Origin of the sequence: Anaeromicropila populeti (assembly GCF_900112775.1) — a bacterium.
GTDB classification, from domain to species: domain Bacteria; phylum Bacillota; class Clostridia; order Lachnospirales; family Lachnospiraceae; genus Anaeromicropila_A; species Anaeromicropila_A populeti.
The window spans coordinates 235,580-256,978 of the sequence record NZ_FOYZ01000005.1; the positions used below are offsets into that span (position 1 = coordinate 235,580).

A 21,399-nucleotide genomic window follows, 5' to 3' on the forward strand; every position below is an offset into this window, starting at 1 on the left:
GTGAGAAAGAGGTGGATTCATGAGAGTAAAGAAAAAATTAATGGAGCAAGAGGGTGCAGCAATGATTGAAATTTGTATTGGCGTCTTGGTTGCTGGAATGATTCTAACATTAATTTTACAAACAATATCGGTCATGATATACCGATACCAGATGGGGACTTTTGCTGATAAGGTCGGAGAAATTATATCGGTATCAGGAAAATATGACAGCGAAGTGCAGGAGGTGGTAAAGGAATATGTGGAGTCAACCAATCTACAAAACGTAGCGATATCATTAGAAGGAACCGAGTATATGGAGGGAACGGAAAAGATTCAGTTGAATTCCTGCATCCGAATAACCGTTTCTGCCTCTTATCAGATTGGATTTGATTTTGCCAATGTTCCAATTTCACTAAGAAATGTTTCCCAGACAAGGAGTGATGTGTATTGGAAATAAAAAAGAAACTGAAAGAAAAGGATGGCAGTACAGTAATTGATGTAGCCATTCTATTTTTTGTGGGAATGTTATTGTTTTCTGCCGCTTTTGAGTATATACGGGTTCAAATCATTGCCTACAACATAAAGGAATCATTTGAAAATGCAGTCCGAACAGTAGCTATTGAAAATTATAATGAAATTTATGCCGGATTGCGAGAAGGAAAGGAAATAGGTGGTCAGTATGAAGGGGGAGCGGAAGGAGGTGGTGATAGTACAGAAGAGCCAGAATGGGTAGCAATCAACGATTATGGAAATGTTTCTGATGAATTAGCGGAGTTGTTGGGCAGAGAGGACTTAGAAACAGGTGCTGAGTGTTACATACGGGATATAGAAACAAAAGTACAAGATGCAACCGATAGTTCCGAATATAAAGTGACTGGGAATTTGGTAGTGATAGTTCCCATTCATCTGATTGGAATTCCTGCTCAGGCGAAAGTTCCGATTCAGGTAGAATATGTTTATAAAAAAATGTATTAAGTATTATTTAGGGAAGAAGGGAAAATATGAGTGAACTACTATTGATTATTATGGGTTTTGTGATATTCAGTTATGCAGGATGGAATTACTTCTGTATTGTTCAGAAGAAACAGAAGCATTGCGGTATTATGAATATTCTGCTATTTGGAACGATACTTGTGTTGCCAGTAATTCGAGTATGCACTACACAGAACTGGTATGGCTTAGTTGTAAAGAATGAGGGGCGTTTCCTTGTATTAACTATGCTATCTTTTGCACGTATGTTTCATTTGGAACAATGGAATTCGCAAATATCGAATTTTGCCTATGGTTCTTTTTTTTCTGTTTGTGTTTTTGCCAGAATGAGCATTATGGTAACTGATGTTAGGGAAAAGAATATGGCTGACTACAGTGACAACTATATGAAACAATTGGCTGGTAATGTTCTTTTGGCTGCGCTGCTTAGTATGTTGTACCAGCAGCGTATCATCAGACTGTATTATTGTGTGATTTTCTATTCTATTTTGGTTGTTCATTTACTTTTGGCATGTTATTTACAACGAAATTTATACCAGATTAGGAGAAGGAAAGGAGATAGGTGGTTAGCAGGAAGGCGGGCGAGGATGAGAATGGTAATAGAAAGAAGGAGGAAAAATGTTTAATATATGTGAAATCACTGTGGGAATACTCAGTTTTCAACTTCTGGTGTATACACTTGGATATATCGGTGAGTTACTTAACCGTTCGGTAAGAAAGGGTGTTTTAGCAAAGATTACTATTTTAATCATACCCATATCCTATATCGGAATGACTATTTTGCACAGAGTGGCAGGTATTTCTATGACTGATTATCAGGATGCACGTATAATTTCGATTGTAACAGTAATGTTATTAACGTTTTCTAATAAAGAAGATGCATTTAAAGGACCTGTTGTAAGTAAGCTTGTGATACTTGTTATCATAGCTGGAAATTACATTCAGAAAAATTTAAACGATATACAATATGTGCGTGAAACGGTCATGATTCCATTTGATTTAATAAGCATTGCATATTTTGTAATTTCATGCTATTATAAGCATAAAAATGCAAGGAAAAGAACAAATGAAATTAGCAAAGAGATGTTTAAGTAGAATATGTAAATGGCAAACTGAAGCGTGGAATAAAGAAAATATCATAATAGGTAAAAATATTAGGAATGTAGAAATATTAGCATGCTGTTGTATAGGCATATATGCTTTGAGTGAGCGTGGAGTGCAACACAAGTTATTGGCATTTTTTTTAATTTTATATTGCATACTTGATGTGATTTTAAGATACACGAGTGGTTGGTGCGTATCGCTTTTAAAATGCTTACTTGTTATTACTTTAGAGTTTATGTGCTATGTTGTTGGAATGAGTATGATTTTAGTAGTAAGAATATGTCTTGGTATTTCGTTTAATATAGGACTCGCAATAGTACTCACTGTTGAATATATAAAATATTGGATAAGGCTTACATTTACGGTTCAGAATGAAATATCTAAATTAGCAAATGAACTTGTTTCAGTGCTCTGTACTATTATTTTCACAGTAGGTACTTATATTGTTAGCATTGGTTTTAGTGATGTTCCGTCATTTAATGTAATACAAAAATCATATAAGAATATTGAAGAATTAATGGGAGCTATTACAAATAATCAGGAATTAAGTAAGCAAATATTTCTCAGTTGCTTTAAAATGATATTTGAACTTTCTTTTTTGATGTTATTACCTACTTTGTGTTTATCCTTGCTCTGCACAGCTTTAGTTGATATTATGCAATATTATTTGAAAAAAAATAATTTGACTGATTATTGGGGCACACTCGAAAGAATGAAAATAAACAGAAAAAATAAAATATAGTTTTGTACATAGAAAACACCTTAGTAAGGTGTTTTTTTCGTACAAAAGTTTGATAATTTCCCGCAAAGCCTTGTAAATACTGGGTTTTCGTGGTATAATAAGGTATGGGGAAATTATAACTATTCAAGAAAATATTAGAAAGAAGGTTATAATTTTGTATCAGAAAATCAAAAGCTTTTTTAAGAAAAAGCAGAAATATATCATTGGTATTGCGGTTATTCTATTACTGGTTATCGTTTACAAAGCCAACAGGGATTTAAGTCAGAAAGAGGTTTCTGTGGAAGAGCATGTAGTAGAGAAGAGTATAGTTTCAAAAGAGCCAAAACTACATTTAGCCGACTATGACGAACTGGCGAATCAGGATACAGAAACAGAACAGCCAGAAGCTTCTGGTTCTGATATGGAAAGGAAAACAGATGAGAATCCAGATGTAGGCTCAGATTCAAAGAAAATAAAGGTAATGGATGAGTCAGAGGAAACCATGAAGGATGAAACCATAGAAAATGAGTATGATGGAGAGCCAAATGCAGACAGTATAGAGTTCTTTGAAGTGGAAGTGGAAACTGGCAAGGATGTTAATGGAGATGTTGCTCCAAGCGGTGAAAAAGTAGGTACTTGGGAGTAAAAAAGAAGGAGTGATTGGTTATGAGAAAAAAAGTTTTTGTGCTGATGGGAGTTGTAGCAGTAGGAGTCAGCGTTTTATGTGGTTATACATTTGCAAACCGAGTAAGGCTGATATCTAGTAAAGTTACTACTGAACTTGGTGAGCCACTAGTCAGTAAAGTGGAGGATTTTGCAAAGGGAGATTTAAGAGAAGCAAGTGTTGATTTATCTCAGGTAGATATAAGCAATATAGGTAGTTATCAGGCATATATAGATACTGGAAAAGAAAAGCTTGCATTCACCGTTTGTGTAAATGATACGAAAGCACCTGAAGCAAAAAGCAACGAGGGGTTGACTTTTGAAACAGGTGAACTGATTGTTGCAAAAAATCTCGTAACCAGTATTTCTGACAAGAGTAGTGTAACAGTCGTATTTGAAGATGGAGCAGAATCTAAAAGTTATGATACAGCTGGAACTTATACAGAAAAAGTTGCAGTGACGGATGCTTCAGAGAATAAAACAATCATAGAAGTAACCTTTGTCATAGTTAGTGATACCATAAAGCCAGTTCTGCATGGATTAAAAAATAGAACGGTTTATATAGGTGAAACAATTGAGTATCTGAAAAGTGTGACCGCAATAGATAATAAGGATGGCGATTTGACAAATAAAATTGAAGTGGATAGCACGAAGGTAGATTTGTCAAAAGCAGGTACGTATACGGTTACGTATTCCGTAGCAGACAGTGCAGGCAATACCGCCAAAAAGAATAAAAAAATAACGGTTAAAAAGGATAAGGCACCTGTATTAAGCGGTATTAAAAACAGAACTGTATACGTAAATGGAGCAATTGACTATCTAAAAGATGTAAAAGCGAAAGACAAACGTGATGGAGATTTGACAGATAAAATAAAAGTGGATAGCACAGAGGTGAATTTGTCAAAAGCGGGTACGTATACAGTAACGTATTCCATAACAGATAGTGCAGGCAATACCACAATGAAAAAGGCAACTGTTTATGTGAAAACGAAAGTAACAGAAACTTCTAAGCCAAAGTCCTCTAGTAACAATAGTTCTTCTTCAGATACTGGTAGTTCTTCAGGGGGATTTAAATTCTTTCCAGGTAAACCAGCAGGTGAAGATGTGAATGGAGATGTAGCAGCGAGTGGCGAAAAAGTAGGTACCTGGTAACAATAAAATAGGTTTTTAATGAAAGGGTGTAGTTAAAAACTACATCTTTTTTTTGGAGGTTTTGAGATGAAACGATTACTAATAGGCATATGGTTAATAGTAATATTAAATTTTTTAAATTGTACAATGATAAGAGCAGAAACCAATATGAACGGAGGCGGTTCTGGAGGAGGAACAGAAGCAGGAACAGCAGAAAATCAATATTCATCAGGTGATGATGGAGTAAGATTGACTGTAATTGATACAAGCACAAAATGTAGAGCAGAAGGAACAAAAACTATTGATTACTATAGAATTGTTAAGGACAATAGAATAATTATACATTTTGGAAAAATAAGTAAGTTAGAATATATGGGCGTAGGAGGTTATTCAAATGGTCGTAATTTATTGCAATCCGAAGAAAAATATATAATAAATGATCAAGGACAACGAGTAGCATATCAAGTAGAGGATCTTCCCACTATTGTCAGCAATTCAAATAGTACATCTAATATAGAAGAAATTAAAGCATATTTTAACGATTCTGCCAGATTAAAAGTAATTGCTTCCAGAGTAGGGATATCCTATGAAGAGTTTATAAATGGCAATTACAAATTAATTATTGAACCTATGATTTATATTACCTTTCAGGGAAACTACATTGCCTTAACGGCACATGAAGCTGCAAAGCTTGATATAGCGTTAGGTGGTTCCCTGAACTCTGGAGGAGAGCTAAGAGCAAAGTTTGTGTCCTTTACACATAAAAACTTGCCCTTAGCTATTTTTTTGGAAAAAAAGGAGCTTGGTATCAAACCCTGGACCGGTTCCAAATCGGCAAGAATAGACAATGGCAACATTTTAACTTACCTGGGCATTGGTATCTTAAGTTTTGCTCCTGAAGGAAATGAGGTGGGTTTGGATGCAGGACAGTATGTGTATAGACCCGACACGGATGTGATAACAACAGTAATCGTAACTGTATCTGGAGGTGACGAGGATGGAGCAACCTGTGACAATCCGATTACAGTGCAGTTCAGTGGTGACTATGTACAGACTACACAAGTAACTGGAATTACCGTTCCACAAGGTGGGAGCAGACCAGTATGGATTAAGTGGCACACACCTCAAATTACAGAAAAGATAAATACTACTATTACAGCTGAAATAACGGGAGGAAGCACATCTCCAGCTACGGTGTCTATTCCTGTAACAATTAGTCCTCTGGTAAGAAAAGAGCCTGAAAATCCTACAGCTGATTCTAAACCGTCAAAACAATTTTCATTGAAAGCAAATCCACAGTTTCCAACAACGAATGCGTTAAGCAAGTACAGTGAACCAGTAACACAGTTAAGTTGGCATACTTATACTTGTACAAAACGTTGGGAATGGACAGGTGATTATTACGAGGATGAAGAGGGAAATAAAATGAAAATATATGAAACGGTTTATGAGTATGCAAAGAATTCTTATAGTAGTAAAATCACATATACAAAAATAAAAGTAAGTGCAGATCGCAATACAGAAGGTGCTAATCAAAAAAATAGTAGTGTTAGAAGTGGATATGGAATTGAAGTGACAATTACTTCAAATGTATCAGGAAGTAGTCAAAACTGTACTGGGATTCAAAGTGCCTGTGTTTATTTCCCAGAATACAATTATCAAAAATACAGAAGGGATGCAGTGCCGTCAAAATCATCCTTACAGTCCGTATTGGAACTACCAATAAACCAGTACTCATTAAATGGAAGCAAGGTACATTTTACTCCTATCTACTTTCCAGATGGAGATTACAATGTTTATGTAGAAGCCTTTGATGCATGGACACCGTCTGGAATGCTATGCAACATAGGAGAAGGCAGTATAAAAATGGAAGGAAATCTTTGGGATGATTGGTATGTGAAAAAAGAAATTCAATTCAAATAGCAAACCTAGTATGTAAAAATAATGACGAATTATTAAAAAATAAACTTGATTAAGGAAAAATAATGAAATATAAAGGAGGGAGAAAGAAATGTTTGATTTTTTATATCAAAAGGAGTTTTGGATGGAAACTATATTAATGGTATTAGGTGGGATTATTGGTGGTGCAATAGGTCCTTTAATTTATTACACTAGAAAGATTCACGTGATTTTAGAGGATGTGAAAAGACTTGTTGCACACGATGATATGAGTCGTGAGCACGGTGAGATTAAGGATGTGGTCAAGGAAACAAATGGTCAGGTTATTAACTTAGTAAAGGATAAGAATCGCCAGATAACTGACTTAGTAAAAGAGAGTAATGAAATCACACGCTCTGTAAAAGAAATGTACATAGCAGATAGAGTAAGCTCTCAGTATCAGTATGAAAATATGACGGAGAAACAAAAAGATATCATTGACAGTATGTCAAAATTAAATGGGTTTTCGGATGAGATGAAATTATTGGTTGGTGAAAATAATAATCTCAAAGAAGTCAATTCTCAACTGAGGTTAGAAAGTAACACACTGAAAGCAGAAAATGTACAGCTGAAAGATATTATAAATGGTCTAAGTCCAGAGAATGAAATGGAACGATAACTCAATAAAGTTACTAAAATGGCAGTTTCTTATAGCAAGGAGCTGCTTTTTTCATGCAAAAAAGGAGGAAAAACAATATGAACAAAGTAATTTTAATAGGAAGATTAACGAAAGATCCTGATGTACGCTATGCACAGGGAAATAATGCTATGGCGATTGCCCGGTTTACACTGGCGGTGGATCGAAAGTACAAAAACAACGGACAGGAGGAAGCCGATTTTATCAGCTGCGTTTCCTTTGGGAAGACAGCTGAATTTGCAGAGAAGTACCTGAAGCGGGGAACAAAGATTGCCGTGACAGGGCGAATCCAGACAGGCAGCTATACCAACAAGGATGGTCAAAAAGTTTATACCACAGATGTTATTTTAGAAGAAATTGAATTTGCTGAAAGTAAAAATGCAGGGAATCAGACAGCACAGAGAATCGAACCAAGCCAGGCTGACGGAGATGGCTTTATGAATATTCCGGATGGCATTGACGAGGAGCTGCCATTTCATTAATGTTGAGGAGAAAAGAGATGAAAAATTTAATCATGCCCATAACGGCTATTTTGTTGTGTCTTGCAGCAATGGCCGTCATGTATTTTATACAGCATAAAAAGAAAAATAAATCAGCTGAGCCCAAAAACATAGCGTCGGAATCTGCTCAGGACTTTGTGAACATAAGGGAAATTCGTGATATCTTTCTCTATACAAAAGATGATTACTTGCTTACCTATGTGAAAGTGCAGCCAATCTCATTTGATTTGCTGACAGAAGAGGAACAAAAGCAGTTAGCAAGAAGAATAACAGATGAATTTTCACAAATGAGGCTCCCATTCAAATTTTTAGCGGTAAGCAGACCAATTGATATTGGACCAATTGTAAATACGTACTATGAGCTGATGTCAGACTCGAATGATCAAGTGCAAAAAGAATTATTAAGAAACGCAATGAAAATTGTTAGTAATTTTTCTCTTTCAGGAGAAGTTGTCCAGAGAGAATTTTATTACATGCTCTGGGAACGAAAAGCAGAGGATACGGAAAAGGAATTAAAAAAAGCCACTGGCGAATTCCTGGAACATATGGAAAGTGCCGGACTGAAAGGAGAAATTTTAAAAGCAAATGAAATCATAAAATTATGCAACCTGGTTAATAATCCGGCGTTTGCATCAATTGAAGATACTTCAGTCGAAGCAACGATTCCATATTTGATAAAATACTTAACGACTAGGGGGCAAGGAGAATGAATTTAAAAAAATCAAACATACGTAAGGGTGAAGAAATAAACAATGCATTATTAAATGCAGTTTCGCCAGTAGGACTTTTCTTTGGACGGAATCGAATGGAAGTAGGAGAAAATGTGGGAAGAGTCTATGGAATTATACACTATCCAATGGATATTGCATATGGATGGCTTTCAAAGCTGACCAATATACCAGGAACAATTGCAAGTTTTGTGTTTACACCCATGGAAAGTGGGGAATTTATTGAAGCATTAAACAAAAATATAAGCCGGCACAGGGCAATTGAAAAGGAAGCACAGGATGCTCTGACAAGAGACCGGGCCAAAAAGGCGGCTGATGATGGGGAAAAGCTGATGATACAGATAGACCAACATGGAGAAGCGGTTGGTACATTAAGCATGAGTATACTGGCGATTTCACCAGAAGAAGAAAAATTGACGAAGGTTTGCAGAAAGACAACCAGTTCCTGCCTGGCTTCCAAAATAAAAGTAAGAATGCTGACTGATTTACAGAAAAATGGGTTTAGGCAAATCAGTCCGTTTTACACGATTGACCAAGATGTACAGCAGATAACAGAACGAATTGCGCCGTTATCTGCTGTAGCAGGAGGGTTTCCCAATGCCAGTTCCGGACTGAATGATGAATCTGGTTTTTACATGGCAGTGGATGGAGCAGGGGGATTAATGTTCCTAAACCTATGGTTAAGAAAAAATGACAGAACATGCAGCGATATTTTGGTAACAGGAATAAAAGGACAGGGAAAGTCCACAGCAGTAAAGCATATTGCGTTAAATGAATATATGCTTGGAACAAGAATCATTTTTATTGATCCGGAAGCAGAGTATGGAGAGGAATGCAGAAAATTGCAGGGGGACTGGATTAACGCTGGGGGAGGGATTGGTGGAAGAATCAATCCGTTACAAATTGCTGCCATTCCCAGAGAGGAAAACGATAAAGTATATACGGATGAAGGGAATGGAATGGGCGATCTGGCATTGTATATTAAGCATCTGGAAATTTTCTTTTCACTGTATTTGCCAAGTTTGACGGATATGGATCGTGCTGTTTTAAAAGACAGCCTAATAGAACTTTATAATCAATTTCGGATTTATTGGACAACAGATATTTCAAAATTATGCCCAGAGGATTTTCCCATCTTGTCCGATTTATATAACTTGCTGAAAAGCAAAGCGGATAAGGAAGAAGCGGTACGAAAGGATGGGGATGTAAATTACTATAAAAAACTTTCCCTTCTGCTGAAAGATGCGGCAGAGGGAGCGGATTCTATTTTGTGGAATGGCAAGACAACGCTTCATGCAGAGTCTAGGTGTGTCTGTTTAGACACAAGTGCCCTTCAGGGTTCCAGTGATAATGTAAAGCGAGCACAATATTTTTTAATTAATTCATGGACCTGGCAACAGATGAGCAGAGATAGAACAGAACGTGTTATGACATTTTATGATGAGGCATATCTGATGATAGATCCGAATATCCCACAGTCGCTTGTTTTTTTACGAAACTGCATGAAACGGTCAAGAAAATACGAAGCAGCAATGGTAATAATATCCCACAGTGTAAACGATTTTCTTTCGCCAGAAGTAAAGATGTATGGCCAGGCACTTGTCGATGAGCCATGCTATAAAATCATGTTTGGAACAGACGGAAAAAATTTAATGGAAACCAAGGAACTATACAACTTAACCAATGCAGAAGAGAATCTACTGAGCAGTAAACAGAAAAAGCATGCACTAATGATGATTGGCAATAAACGCATGCATGTCAAATTTGATATTCCAGAGTATGAATTAGAGTACTTTGGAAAAGCAGGAGGTCGGTAAAATGGAGCTGGCTACTGCGGTTAAAATAGCAAAGATTGCGGCAGAGCAACTGAAATCGGAGGAAAAAAGGCACAGGATATTTATTATAGCGGTTTCCCTTGTAATCCTAGTCCTGTTTCTTTTCTCTTCTGTCATCTACCTGGCAATGCATCCGTTGGAATCCATGTCAAACATGTTAAAAGAACAATTGGCAGGGGTAAACGATACAATCTGTGTTCAAGAAGATGATGTTCTAATAAAAAAATATCCGGATATCGAGCAGACCATATGGCAGTTCTTAAAGGGACTTGGATTTACAGATGAGGGAGCAGCGGCAACTATGGGAAATATGGTGGTGGAAAGTTCCTTCAATCCAGCTGCAAACCATAATGACCATTATTTTGGCCTTTGCCAGTGGGGTGGTGGCAGATGGCAGGGAAATGACTTTAGCCTCACTGGCTTTTCCCAGAAATGTGAGAAAGAATGGTCAGATTTACAGGTGCAGCTTACTTTCTTTTATATGGAATGCAGTACATATTATGCAAATGTATACCTCTTGATGGGCAAAACAAAGGATGTAGTCTATGCTACGGATTATTTTTGTACGTATTACGAGGGCTGCGTGGGAAGTAGTGGGAACTGGGCATATAGCACTGTAAACGGGAAAGCATATCAAGGGCTTGCGAATCGAAGAAGGTATGCAGAATGGTATTTAAAAAAATATGGGTTGGGTGGTGGATAAATGTAAATAGACTGGCTAAAGAGCCAGTCTTAAAAAGGGGAGTTTATGAAAAAATTTAATCTATATTAAAAGGATAATTATCTTATTAGGCGAGGATAGCAACGTTGCGCGCTTTGTGTTGCTGCCCTCATTGATTTTATAAATACATCATACCGTGAAAGTATGTTTAGAAATTGAAGAAAACGTGAAAGAAGTGTGAAAGATGATATTTTATATTGCAGGTGAAAAAAATAAAGAGGTATTTGATTTCATTAATGACATTTATATGTTTAGCAGAAAGGTTTGGACAGAAGAAATGTCTGAAAAGCAATTTAGCCTTTTTATTAAGCAGGACTTGAGAAATCTGGATGTTGAATATTTGATTGTAGATTACTCCGTCTTGAAAATGGAGGATACCCAGCTGGAGCAGGGAATACAAATTTTTAAAATGTTAAATCCATACAGCAAAGTGATTTTGTATGTTACTGCTCCAGGACAGAACATAGAGATAGCAAAGTGCATTTTGCTTTATCCAAGCGATCCCATAGAAGAAAAGATAACCAATATTTTAACGAAAAGTAGTGTGCTTCCCCAACAGGAGGAGTTTTTAGAAGAACCAGAGCCGAAAAATGAAGAAAACAATAGTGCAAGTGTACAACCAGAATCTATACCAGTTCCAGAAAGTAAAATAGTTGAGAACCTATATGAAAAGGTAAATACGAAAGTGAAAACGTCAGAGGGAAAACCCCTTAGCAAGCGGGTTTTGCAAGTAAAGGAAAGGCAGTCACAGCCTGTTCAGGAAGAAAACATGGCTAAAAAGCAACCTCTTTTAAATCTGGAAAAGTATTATTGTGAGCAGAAAGAAACTGTTCAAGTACATAAATGGAATTGTAAAAATGAAATTATTGCCGTTTTGGGTACAGAAAGAAAAGTAGGTACCACAACGGCAGCTTTTCATTTGTGCCAGTATTTAAACAGTTTTGGTGCAAAAGTGGTATATACAGAAGCAAATCCACATGGTCATTTGCAACAGATTGCAGATGCGTATTCATTTGAAGAAAAAGAAGGAAACTTTTGGAAGAATGGAGTTACATACTATCTAAATTCACAACTAGATATGACAGCAGACAATCATTTTGTGCTCCTGGACTTAGGCTGCATCCAGGAGAGAACGGACTGGGTTCTGAAGATTATCCAGGACATTGCCAGTGAGATTATAGTGTTGTCCGGTAGCCAGATCTTTGAAATGGATGCATTAAAGGAATGTCTTAGGAAACTTTCCATTATGGAAAAACCAATTCATGTGATGATGCATTCTTCCGAACAGGAGTTGTGTCAAATCAGGAAGCAATTTGAAAATGAGGCAGTAACCATCTGCAAAAATACGTATGAAGCTTCACTTGTAGCAACGGTACCGTTTGCGCAGGAGTTTCAAAAGATGTTTGAAAAGTATAAAGAATAGGTAACGATAAAATTAGGGACAGGGTGAATATTATGGGAATGAAAAAATTTAAAATGTTAAATATCATTTGTAACAGCTGTGAATTGACTTCTAAGGAAAAGCTAGTGGCACAGTATTTTGTATACAAGTCAAATCGTGCAGGAGCCTGTTATCCTTCCGTATCTACCATTGCGGAGCATTGTGGCGTTAGTGAACGGACAATTCAGCGTGCAACAAAAAAACTGGAGGAACGTGGGCTTATCATGATAGAAAAGCGTTTTAAATTTGGAAAACAGACCTCAAATCAATACACCCTGAACATTCTTCTCATTGAGGAAATAGAAGCGGGAAAAGAGGTTTTAAAAGGGGAATCAGATAAAGTGAGTAGTATTCAGGAAACAGGGGAACTTGTGGCATCAGAATATACGGAGAATGAAGATGGAGCATGGGAGAGTTGTACCATAGACCTGGATGAGTTGCTACAGGTGGAAGTGGATCTGGAGGAAGCAAGATACTTTATGCCAGTTGAGATTGTAGAAGAAGTAGTGAAAGATGAGAGCGTGGCTTCTATAGGGGGAGAGATGGAGTCTGCTATGAAGCAGGAGAAATTGGTACTAGTAAGTGTAACAGATGAAAAGAAGAGGGAAGAAAGGCAGATTGAAGTAAAGCAGGATAAGAAATTAAGCACAGTGGAGAGTAAAGCAGATTGGAAGAGGGTATGGAGTGATTACAAGCCAGGAATCGTTAAAAGGAAGGTAATAAGTAGGGTTAGAAGGCTAAAAATTTGTATCAGGAATGGGATTAGAGGAATGGGAAAGTTAAAATTATGTGGAGTTATGGGAGCTGGCATGGAAAGTGCGACGGCTTCTCTTTATTTTCCGCCGTAGGGGTGTCATGGTGACACCCAAATTATACAATAAAAGACTAGATATTGAAAAAGAAAATATTATATATAGATTTATTCCAAATAATAGTGTATAATTTTGGTGTGAAAGTGGATCGTTTTACCTGAAAAATAATTTAAAGTATAGACACTGTTATTAAAGTAATATCAAAAGTCAGTCATTTATTAGCAACATAAATCGAGAATGATAACTTTGAAACAATAATTATTAGTGTAATATTTAACGGTAAAAATAAATTTATGAAGGTACTTTTATTGATGCAAGGCATGAACTTTTTAATGTTAGAGTAGAAAACATAAAATCCAAACGATTTTAAAAAATAAAGAAGAACAAGAGTAGTTTTGAAAGAAATTGTATTGTACTAACTCCAACAACTCTATATTATTTAACTAGCCTATTTAATGAAAATGAACAAAATTATCTATATACAGATGAATAACGAAATTTAGAAAAAGACATTGATGAATCAATATTACAAGAATAATATGAAAATATTTAGAAAGCTATGATTAGGTGTCTCAATGGTTATCTTTAATTCATGGAGCAGATTAATTCGAACTGATTAGAGGGACTAATGAATATAGGACAATAGATGTTTAGAATTTTGTTGAACAAAGTATCCAAAAATTCCTGAATAGTATATAATACAAAAGAGAGCAAGAATTAATTTAGAGTATTGAAGCTTAGGATTGCTGGATGAAACAAATGGTTGTTTTCCGTAAATTCTTTGAGGAAAAGGCTTTCTACAACATTGTTATGCAAGATCTTATTAGATGAAGCGTACAAAGACCATAAAAGTAAAAAAGCACAGAATAAATTATTTGTTGCTAACAGTTAATTGCTAGCAATACTTTGATTTTTCAATAGGGATACGGTATTTATTTAATAGACGAATTACATGTTTTTTATCTTTTGCTTGGATAATAATATGTATAAGTTGAAAATTAGTCATAAATATCCCCCCTTTTTTAAAGACACTATTAATATATATTCAAAAAATATAAAAATAGAACGGAGGACAATATGAAATTATTAAATATTTTACATATTTCTGATGCACATATACAAAAAAAGGATGAATCTGAAATTAGAAAAATTGTGGCGAAACTAATCAACGATGTTTTGAAAGTTCAGAGAGAAAAGGGTATAAAGATAGATTTAGTCTGTTTTACAGGTGACTTAATACAACGAGGGGATAAGGCAAATAAGGACGAAAAGCAGATGGAATTTGCTAACATGATATTAGTCCAGCCTTTATTAGATAAATTAGGCGTTGAAAAAGATAGATTTATTATTGTTCCAGGAAATCATGAAGTGGATACTAGTAAGATAGTAAAAGCAATGGAAAAAGGGCTATTAGTTACTTCTTTGGAAGAAATAAATGAAAATATTATAGATATGAATGCGTCTTATCTTGAAAGACTTGATTATTTTTATAAAGAATTAGATTCTTATTATGAAGATATAATAAGAGAAAAGATAGGATATGCGTTTGTTCGTGAAATAAATGGGAAAAAAATAGGAATTGTATGTATTGATTCAGCATGGCGTTCATCTGGCAGAGGTGAATGTGAAAGGGGGCTTATGTATGTAGGACAAAAACAGGTAAAAGATTTGTTTAAGCATATAAAAAATACAGATTTTAAAATTTGCATGATGCATCATCCTTTAGATTGGTTATCAGATTTTGAATCTACATTAATTGAAAGAGAAATGACAAAATTCGATATAGTATTAAGTGGGCATGTTCATGAGAATGATAATAAAGAAATATGCAGACAAAATATGAAAACAATATATAGTACAGCTGGTAAGTTATACCCTTTAGATTATGCATGTGGGCGCAAGGTAGATGGATATAATGGTTATTCTATTTTAAATATAGATTTTGAAACAAATTTGTGTACCATTTTCATGAGAACATATTTTGCAATGGGGAGAGAAGATTTCGACATTGCCATAAATGTAAATGAAAATGGTAAAACAGTATATCCGTTAAATGGAAATACCTCTGAAAAACAAATGGAGTTCAATATTATAAATGGAATTCATAAATATTTTAAACATATGTCTGAAACATTTTCTTTAATTAAAGAGATTGATTCGCAATCTCCAATGACGCTTGACCAAGTATTTGTTGATCCGATTCTTTCAGAGGAGTCTGAATATGTAAAAGAAAATATGGACGAAAAAGACCAAGTATTATTAGAAGAATTATTGGATGAAGATAGTAATATTATTTTTTTGGGAAAAAAAGAAAGTGGGAAGACATCACTTTTACAAAAAATAGGATTGCTATATATTGAAGATTATGAAAGTAAAGGGATTATTCCTATTCATCTAGATATGAGACAGCTTCCTAAAAAGAAAGATAGATTAACAAACGCAACAAAATATTTTGTCATGAACAATATGCTTGATGATGCAGATATTAATAAAGCTAAGGTAATGGAATTGGTCAATGATGGAAGAATGGTTTTCTTAATTGATAATATTGATATTTCAGATGAAGTGCAAACTATGATGCTTACTAAATTCGTAAAAGAGAATAAAAATAATAGATTTTTCTTAACAATAAAGGAGGATTTTTTTCAATCACTTGATATAAAAAAAATACCTGAATATGGTGAAAACTTTAAAAAGTTATATATTCATTTTTTTGGAAAAGCTCAAATTCGAGAATTGGTAACAAAATGGGCTGATAAAAGAGAAGATGTAATAGATGTTAATGATGTAGTAGAAAAAATCGATGGATATTGTAATCAAATCAATTTTGCAAAAACTCCGTTTAATGTGTCAATATTTATGGTTCTTTGGGATTCTGACAAAAATTTTGTTCCACAAAATGAAGGAATAGTAATGCAAAATTATTTGGAAATATTATTGGAAAAATTGTCACCTAATGAAAGTGATAGAAGTACATATTCTTTTCAAATTAAACAACATTTTCTGAGTAATCTTGCATATAAAATGTTTCAAAAAAATGAATACTATTTTACTAAGGAAGAGTTTGATGATTATTTATATGAGTACCATAAAAACAAAGGTTATATAGAATCAAAAAGCAGATTTTCAGTTTTGTTTTTTGAAAAAGGAATACTAAGCGTTTTTAACGATTTAGTTGTTTTTGGTTATACAAGTATACTAGAGTACTATCTGGCCGTACACGCAAAGAGTAACAATGAATTTTTGCAGATTATTTTAAAAAAAGGAAACAGAATTAATTTTCGAAATGAAATATGTTTTTATTCAGGACTTACGCTAGATTGCAAAGAATTACTGGACAGTATGGCGGAAACAATAATCGAATCTATAATAGAGAGTATTGATGTAGCTGAAAAACTAAATAAGCTTGAAATTATGGCTGCTTTTAAGCTACAAAAAGATGAACTAGTAAAGAGTTTAAATGAAAACCGTCCGACACAAAAAGAGATTGATAATATAAGTGATATGACAAATACGAAAAGTGTAATTTTTCCTACCGAACTAAGTAAGAAAAAAAGCAATATAAAAATAGATGCTGTCAAAATAATAAATTCTAAAACAGAAGAGAATAATGAGGAATTGAGTGAAAAAGAAACGGAAGATTTTTATGCTTTATTACAAATGTACGGAAGTGTACTTAAGAATGCTGAACTATTAGATAATAAATATAAGATCAATCATTTGGAAAATTATATGTATGCAATGAATATTCTTCTTGGGGAAATATTTCAATTATCAGAAAAATTTAAAGAAAAACTAAGCATTGAACATTTCAGAAAAGATATAGACGGAGATGAAAATGTATTAACAGTACAAGAAATTGAAGAAACGAAAAACTTATACATGGAAGCGGTAAAAATTTCATGTCCTATTGCGATTCAAAATATGATTTTAGAAAATGTTGGTACTCCTAAATTGGAAAAAGCTATAGATGATTTGTTGTCAAAGAAAACTGATAAACCATTTGAAAAATTTATGTTTATATTTCTTAAGTGTGATTTAAAAATAGGAAATGTTATGAATGAATTAAAAAGATATATACAAAATGAGTCGTCAGAGAGCATTCTGAAATTAATTTTAATAAAATTAATCTTTTATTACAGAATGCGTTTCTTTGGTACTAATTTAGTAATAGATAATTGTCTTCTGGATTTAATTATTGCAATTCAAATTAAACTCAATCCTAAGGACAATGATAAAATAACAAAGTCGATTAACAGTAACAAAGCCATTGTAAGAAAAAAACTTGCGAAGCAAATTAATAAATGTGGGACATTAAATTAATAGGAATTCATGTTACTTTACACTTAGAAGATGTGGGAAATGGTCAGGGCTACCCTAGTAATCTGGAAAGAATAGAATTGATTAGAGATTAAATTTTGACAAAGAACAAAGAACAAAGAAGAAGCAGCATCTATTAGAAAACAAGTTGTACAACAAGTAAAAATATTATTCAATACACAATTACAAGAACTTACTAAAATATCATATCAAAAAACGAATTTTTATAAGGAAAAATCATCTTCTTATGAAGAAGCCTATAAAAGAGTTCAATACTTAAAATAAGTTGGGATGGTGATTATGTGAATGAGGAAAAAAACAGATATGATTTGACTTCAGCAGATACAAAAATTATAGGTTTTGATTTTCAATACTTTTATTTCATAAACGAACTTTTAAAATTAGATGCTGGACAATCAATTGGATTTGAAGCAAAAGATGATGTTCATATAGAATTACCCTCAAATACGAAAGTGATTATTCAACTAGTCCAACTAAAGCATACTGTTCAAAAAAATGCAAAGGAAATTCCGACTAATCTTACAGATAAAGATGATGATTTATGGAAATCATTATCAAATTGGTGTAAGGTTATTTGTGATAAGTCAGAAGCAAGGAAAACAAATAAGGCTCAATTAACATATTTAAAAAATACTGAATTTATTCTTGCGACCAATAAGAACATATCTAAAAATAAGTTTATTTCTAATATCAATAAATTTATGAATAGAAAATTGAAATATTCAGAAGTGATAGATTATTTGTCTGATTTAGAGAAAAATACCAAAGATGAAAACATAAAAAGTCATATTCATGATATCTTGGATCTGAATTCAAATGTTTTAGAATCTTTCATTAAAAAGCTACATTTTATAGATACTGGCAATGAAATAATTGCAAGTATCAAATTAAATATACAAAGAAAAATGATTGCAAATGATAGAGTTAACGATGTATTCAATGAACTATTTTCTGAACTTAAACAGGACTTTTTTAAGAATGTCAAGGCGGGAAAACATCAAATAATTACATTTGATGAATGGATGAAAAAATACACCTGCATTTTTGAAAAAAATCGTAATACAACCTTGCCCGTAAGATTCTTTAAACCAGTATTTCCAGATGATTTATTTAAACAGACTTTTATAAAAGAATTGATAGAAATTGGTGAAATAGAGGCTGACGATTTATCTCAAGTAGCGGAATTTTCAGAGTTTATGCTTAATGTACAGATGAATCTAAATCAATGGTATATTGATGGAGAAATTACAAATTCTGATTTGGAAAAGTTTCATAAAGCAGCTATCTCTATTTGGAAGAATTTACACAAAAAATCACATAGATTAACTAAAACTAATTTGGCACTAAACAATATTAATGCATTAAATTGCTTGGATGATATTAGAGTAAAGGAACTTAAAATGCTTACCACCGATTTAGGAATAGATTTAAGTAATGGTGAATTTTACTATTTATCTAATGAAAGTAAGATTGGATGGAAAATAGAATGGGAGGCGAAGTACTAAATGGAAAGCATACATTCGTTTCAGAGCAATGAAATCTTAACAGGAATAGCTATTCTCAGTGTTTTGAGAAATACAAAGAAATTGGAAACAACAAAGTGCTTATTGATAGAACCTTTGTTGAGTTATAAAAGTATTAGAGATTATCTTAAAAATGCTAATAGTAAGGTTAGAAGCATTGAAGAATTAATGGTAAAGCAAAATATTGTTTTCTCAAATTTTAATCGGAGGTTTCAAGAAAAATTACCTTTGTCAATTAATTCTATTCTGCTGATGTCACAATTAAAATTATTACATATAGAAAACAATAATCTTCTCTTTACTGGTGATAAATTCGATTTTAATGAAAAAACATTAGGTAAAGCCGCACAAGATATTATTGCTACTAGTAGTAACTTGGTTGAAATACTAACGAGGGAGGCGGCAAGTAGTTTGTATCTAAGCTTGCGTGTTGAATTATGAATATGACATTTTATATTGAGAAAATAATTTTATGGTTAAAAAATGGTGATCCTAGAGTTTTGAAATTTAAGAATGATAAAGTAAATGTTATTACTGGTAACAGTAAAACTGGAAAGACAGCAGTTCTTGAAATCATAGATTACTGTTTGTGTGGAAGTGAGAGTAATATTTCATATGAGCATATTGGCGAAAATGTTTTATGGTATGGGTTGAATTTTCATATCAATAAGAAATTATATACAATAGCACGTGGTGAATTTAAAAACGAAACAAATTTGTCCACAGACTATTATTTTTCGCCAGTTGGAGAGATTCCAGATTTACCATGGTCAACTATAGGTGAATCTCAACTAAAGGAAATTATTGAGCAAGAATTTTCAATAAATACAAAAGTAACATTTGGATATGGTGGTAAAACTATAAAGCAGAACTCAAAAATATCTTATAGATATTTTATGCTATTTAATACGTTATCTGGAGATGTTATTGACCATAGTAAAAATTATTTTGATAAAATGGATCTTTCTAGGTATAGAGAGGCATTACCACGTATTTTTGATTTGGCTTTAGGAATTACTACTATTGAAAATTTGATGATACAAGATAAAATTGCTATCGTTGAGCGAGATATACAGAAATTTGAAAAAGATAAAAACTTGTTAGAAAAAGAGATTGAAAATCGAACTACAAGCCTAAGCATTATTATAAAAAAAGCGAAGGAAGCAAAAATTATTTCTCCTAATTTGATAGAGTTTGATGAATGTGTAAGAGATCTTAAAAACATATTAGCGACAGGGAATCTTTCACTAGTTGAAGTTAAAGAGAACAAAGAAATTGAAGAATTGAAACAAAAAAAGCAAAAGGTTGAAATACAGCTTACTAAGTTAAGACGTTTTAAAAATCGATATGCGACATATAAAAAAAGTTTAGGTGCGGAAGAAGTTGCACTTAAGCCTATAAAATATATTAACAGTACGTTTTCAGATAATATTTCTAATGATGAATATAGACAATTTCTTAATGTTCTTGAATTTGAACTTGGGAATATTAAAAAAGCTATAAAAGATAAAATGCCATTTGAATATGGCGTTGATGACAAAATAGAGGGACTTGAAAAAGAGTTAAGTTGTATAAGGGCAAAACTGGAGTTAATGCCAGATATCGATGATACGGTTAAAAATGACAAAGAACGCCTTATCTCTATTGGTGAAATAAAAACAGAATTTTTGAAAATAATTAATCAGGAACATTCACCGGATACAGTTGATGAATCAATTAGAGCTAAAGAAAAGGAACTTCTGGAATTAAAAGATGTATACAATTCCCCAGAAGAAAGCAAAGCAACCATGATTGACGCATTAAATGATTATGTGCAAACATACATAAAAGTTGCCGAATCTGCTTTGGATGAATATGGTGCATACTTAGCAACATTTGACTATAACAAAAAGGTTCTAAAATTACGCAAAAGTAAGGCAACAACTACAGCGAATATTACAAGCAGCTCTGATCACCTGTTTATGCACTTGTGTTTGTTTTTAGGGATGCATCAGTTAATAATAAACAATCAGGTTCCATATATTTTGCCTTTCTTAATAGTTGACCAGCCAAGTAGACCTTATTTTAACAACAGTACATTTGACTATAATAAGAGCAAAGAAAACCTCTCTAAAAAGGATGACTGGAATAAAGTCAAAGAGATTTTTAAACTGATGGATACTTATTTTGATAATATTTTAAGTGAAAACCAACATTTTCAAATTATATTACTTGAACATGTTTCGACGGATGCATGGAAAGAATGTAATAACATTCACTTGGTGGAAATATTTGACGGGACAAATAATGCACTTATTCCTCCCAAAAATAATTAGGATAATAAAAGGTATTTGTT

19 protein-coding genes are annotated in these 21,399 nt (G+C 33.4%); all 19 read left to right on the top strand.

The genetic code is table 11. From position 1 onward, the window contains the following. The first annotated feature begins 19 nt into the window (after positions 1–19). Positions 20–436: a DUF4320 family protein gene (locus tag BM305_RS08130; RefSeq protein ID WP_092560198.1), complete on the top strand. Its 417-nt coding sequence runs from the start codon at positions 20–22 to the stop codon at positions 434–436. Beyond that, positions 427–954 carry a hypothetical protein gene (locus tag BM305_RS08135; protein ID WP_092560199.1) on the top strand — a complete coding sequence of 176 codons (528 nt, stop codon included), beginning with the start codon at positions 427–429 and terminating at the stop codon, positions 952–954. Before BM305_RS08130 ends, BM305_RS08135 begins: the two co-directional genes overlap by 10 nt. 26 nt (positions 955–980) lie before the next feature. Continuing rightward, positions 981–1,595, top strand: coding sequence for a hypothetical protein (locus BM305_RS08140; RefSeq protein WP_092560200.1), 615 nt, complete (start codon positions 981–983; stop codon positions 1,593–1,595). Next, the gene (locus BM305_RS08145; protein ID WP_092560201.1) at positions 1,588–2,064 is read left to right on the top strand and encodes a hypothetical protein; all 477 of its coding nucleotides are present in this window, start codon (positions 1,588–1,590) and stop codon (positions 2,062–2,064) included. Before BM305_RS08140 ends, BM305_RS08145 begins: the two co-directional genes overlap by 8 nt. Next, entirely contained in the window at positions 2,036–2,815 is a 780-nt protein-coding gene (locus BM305_RS08150) for a hypothetical protein (RefSeq protein WP_092560202.1), read from the top strand. Before BM305_RS08145 ends, BM305_RS08150 begins: the two co-directional genes overlap by 29 nt. Before the next feature lie 154 nt (positions 2,816–2,969). After that, on the top strand, positions 2,970–3,440 hold the full coding sequence (locus BM305_RS08155) for a hypothetical protein (RefSeq protein WP_092560203.1): 471 nt from the start codon (positions 2,970–2,972) through the stop codon (positions 3,438–3,440). Between the two features lie 20 nt (positions 3,441–3,460). Then, a complete protein-coding gene (locus BM305_RS08160; RefSeq protein WP_092560204.1) occupies positions 3,461–4,609 on the top strand; it encodes an immunoglobulin-like domain-containing protein in 1,149 nt (382 codons plus the stop codon). Between the two features lie 66 nt (positions 4,610–4,675). Continuing rightward, positions 4,676–6,511 (top strand): hypothetical protein, encoded by a 1,836-nt coding sequence (locus BM305_RS08165; RefSeq protein WP_092560205.1) that lies wholly within the window; start codon positions 4,676–4,678, stop codon positions 6,509–6,511. Positions 6,512–6,599: 88 nt separating this feature from the next. Next, entirely contained in the window at positions 6,600–7,145 is a 546-nt protein-coding gene (locus BM305_RS08170) for a hypothetical protein (RefSeq protein WP_092560206.1), read from the top strand. Positions 7,146–7,222: 77 nt separating this feature from the next. Further along, positions 7,223–7,645: a single-stranded DNA-binding protein gene (locus BM305_RS08175; RefSeq protein WP_092560207.1), complete on the top strand. Its 423-nt coding sequence runs from the start codon at positions 7,223–7,225 to the stop codon at positions 7,643–7,645. Between the two features lie 17 nt (positions 7,646–7,662). Next, entirely contained in the window at positions 7,663–8,373 is a 711-nt protein-coding gene (locus BM305_RS08180; protein ID WP_092560208.1) for a hypothetical protein, read from the top strand. Then, positions 8,370–10,208, top strand: a complete 1,839-nt coding sequence (locus BM305_RS08185) for a VirB4 family type IV secretion system protein (RefSeq protein WP_092560209.1) — start codon at positions 8,370–8,372, stop codon at positions 10,206–10,208. Before BM305_RS08180 ends, BM305_RS08185 begins: the two co-directional genes overlap by 4 nt. 1 nt (position 10,209) lies before the next feature. Next, positions 10,210–10,929, top strand: a complete 720-nt coding sequence (locus BM305_RS08190) for a phage tail tip lysozyme (RefSeq protein WP_092560210.1) — start codon at positions 10,210–10,212, stop codon at positions 10,927–10,929. Positions 10,930–11,131: 202 nt separating this feature from the next. Then, on the top strand, positions 11,132–12,370 hold the full coding sequence (locus BM305_RS08195) for a hypothetical protein (RefSeq protein WP_092560211.1): 1,239 nt from the start codon (positions 11,132–11,134) through the stop codon (positions 12,368–12,370). A 32-nt stretch (positions 12,371–12,402) separates the two neighbouring features. Continuing rightward, positions 12,403–13,236: a helix-turn-helix domain-containing protein gene (locus tag BM305_RS08200; RefSeq protein ID WP_092560212.1), complete on the top strand. Its 834-nt coding sequence runs from the start codon at positions 12,403–12,405 to the stop codon at positions 13,234–13,236. 1,041 nt (positions 13,237–14,277) lie between these two features. Beyond that, on the top strand, positions 14,278–17,523 hold the full coding sequence (locus BM305_RS08205; RefSeq protein WP_092560213.1) for a metallophosphoesterase: 3,246 nt from the start codon (positions 14,278–14,280) through the stop codon (positions 17,521–17,523). Between the two features lie 299 nt (positions 17,524–17,822). Beyond that, positions 17,823–19,046, top strand: coding sequence for a hypothetical protein (locus BM305_RS08210; protein WP_092560214.1), 1,224 nt, complete (start codon positions 17,823–17,825; stop codon positions 19,044–19,046). After that, entirely contained in the window at positions 19,047–19,505 is a 459-nt protein-coding gene (locus tag BM305_RS08215) for a three component ABC system middle component (RefSeq protein ID WP_092560215.1), read from the top strand. It abuts the gene before it with no gap. Then, entirely contained in the window at positions 19,502–21,379 is a 1,878-nt protein-coding gene (locus BM305_RS08220; RefSeq protein WP_092560216.1) for a DUF3732 domain-containing protein, read from the top strand. Before BM305_RS08215 ends, BM305_RS08220 begins: the two co-directional genes overlap by 4 nt. Positions 21,380–21,399 lie beyond the last annotated feature (20 nt).